Genomic DNA, 1,838 nt, shown 5'->3' with positions numbered 1-1,838 from the left:
CGACCTACCCACCACGCTCAGATGCGCCAAGAACTCCTCCACCGGAGCGATCACAGCGAAGTCCTCACCGACCACCGTCCACGACTCTTCGACCACACCCGGGACCAAGACCCTTTGCACACGCACCAGCAGTTCTCCTCTAGCCAGACTTCGTCGACAACACCCTGGAGAACATCCACCGACCCACGAGATGGCAGGCTCAACCCTTGCGTCGCCTACGTCAACGACGCCCTGGAGGGAACCCTATAGAACTGGTGTTCGAATATGATTGTGTCGTGGGTACTCGTCGACGCCCGCCACCGGGCGGCTGGCCGTCCGGCATCGAGACGGTGCCGATGCGTGACCACGCCGAGGAGGCGCCCGAGCTCGCGCGGCGTGGTGTGCCGATCGTGCGCCCGTCCGAGGGCATCCCGGTGCGCGCGTGGATCACGCAGCGTCAGAGCGGTGAGGCCCGCGTCGACGGCGAGGCCGTCGCGTGGGCCGGTCGCCAGGTCCACGTGCGCTACATCTCCCGTGAAGGGCGCGAGGGGTGGGTGTGGCTCTGGGCCGACGCCGTCGAGCGTCGCTGAGCGGCACGGCCCTCTACTCGGATTCCTGTCAGACGTTCTCCGTCGCGCACCTGCTCGTAGAGCATGGCGCGCGAGCCCTCGTACGTCACTGCCTCGATCGCGACCTCACGTACCGGACCGTCGGCCGGCTGCCCCAGCTCAGGCAGGCCTGGTACGTGCCGTGGACGATCACGGCCGCTTGTTCGTCTCGTCGCGCAGCTCGACGAGCACGTGCGGGCTCGTCAGCGAGGCGTCGTCGTGGTCGTACTGCACGGGGATCATGTCCGGGTGCTCGGCGCGCACGTCGGCCGCGACGGCGCCCGGGTCGACGGTGCCCGTACGCCCGTTGTCCGTCCGGCGCACCCGGGTGCCGGACGCAAGGTCCTCGACGTCCGGGCCCGGGTCCGCGTCGACGACGTCGGCCTGCTGGATCGAGTCCGTGAGGTCGAGCAGGTCTCGCCACCCACTGGCGCGGTCGATGAGGTCGTTTGCCTGCGACCAGGCCGCCTGCGCGTGACGCTGCTCTTCGGTGACCATGATCGGGTTCCCCAGCCCGTCCGTCGTCATCTTCCGCTCGAGGTCGCGCAGGTCCGTCGCGGCCGCCGCGCGCATCACGCGCAGCGCGGCCGCGACGTCTGCCGGGTCGACCGCGTCGGCCAGGCGCGCGGCCACGAACTCCGTGGCCACCACGCTCGGCCACACGAGCGCCTTCGTCGGCTCGTTCGTCATGGGCTGCTCCTCAGCTCGCGTGGCGGTTCAGGTACTCGCTGGCGGCGTCGCGCAGCACCTCGGAGAAGGTGCGACCCTCGGCTTGCGCGCGTGCGCGAAGTGCGGCGTCCAGGCGCTCGGGTGCGCGCACCTGCCACAGCGGGGACTTGCCCGAAGGGCGGTCTGCGGCGAGCGTCGGGCGCCCTCCGGCGGCTGCGCGCTCGACGGCGGCGACCTCCTCGGGGGTCTCGGCGGCCGCGGTGAGCATCTGGTGGGCGTAGGCGCGCGCGGCCTCGCCGCGCAGGGCCTTGCCGGTGCGCTTCACGGGGCGGTCGTCCGCCTCGATCTGCTCGGCCCATGCGTCGTAGTCCGGGCCTCGCCCGGGAGCCTCGTTCGTCATCACTCCTCCTCCTCGATCAGCACCAGGAACTTGCGCCTCGCGGGCATCGCGTGGAACACCACGAGGTCGCGCGGTAGACGGCGATGCACCATCACCTCCAACAGCTCCCCGCCCAGACGGCGCGGGCCGATGAACAGGTCCGCGGCCTCGCCCGTCCCGTCGCGCGACTCGTCGAACTCCGG

The 1,838-nt window shown here is 70.9% G+C and carries 4 protein-coding genes; 1 reads left to right on the top strand and 3 read right to left on the bottom strand.

Translation table 11 applies throughout. From position 1 onward, the window contains the following. Window positions 1–275 precede the first annotated feature (275 nt). Window positions 276–569 carry a hypothetical protein gene (locus VFF97_RS01190; protein WP_155100313.1) on the top strand — a complete coding sequence of 98 codons (294 nt, stop codon included), beginning with the start codon at window positions 276–278 and terminating at the stop codon, window positions 567–569. Window positions 570–737: 168 nt separating this feature from the next. Here the strand turns inward: VFF97_RS01190 and VFF97_RS01185 are convergent, their stop codons facing one another. The 3 genes from VFF97_RS01185 to VFF97_RS01175 form a co-directional block, all read right to left on the bottom strand. Further along, complete coding sequence (locus tag VFF97_RS01185; protein ID WP_325031666.1) at window positions 738–1,277, bottom strand: hypothetical protein; 540 nt, start codon at window positions 1,275–1,277, stop codon at window positions 738–740. Window positions 1,278–1,287: 10 nt separating this feature from the next. Continuing rightward, the gene (locus VFF97_RS01180) at window positions 1,288–1,656 is read right to left on the bottom strand and encodes a ribbon-helix-helix domain-containing protein (RefSeq protein ID WP_325031665.1); all 369 of its coding nucleotides are present in this window, start codon (window positions 1,654–1,656) and stop codon (window positions 1,288–1,290) included. Next, window positions 1,656–1,838, bottom strand: a 183-nt coding sequence (locus VFF97_RS01175) for a hypothetical protein (protein WP_225873512.1), incomplete at its 5' end; no start/stop codon positions are given. The genes VFF97_RS01180 and VFF97_RS01175, both read right to left, overlap by 1 nt.

Source organism: Microbacterium sp. (genome assembly GCF_035687345.1).
Taxonomy (GTDB): domain Bacteria; phylum Actinomycetota; class Actinomycetes; order Actinomycetales; family Microbacteriaceae; genus Microbacterium.
The sequence above is the reverse complement of the archived record's forward strand: the minus strand, read 5'-3'. Positions and strand labels throughout refer to the sequence as shown.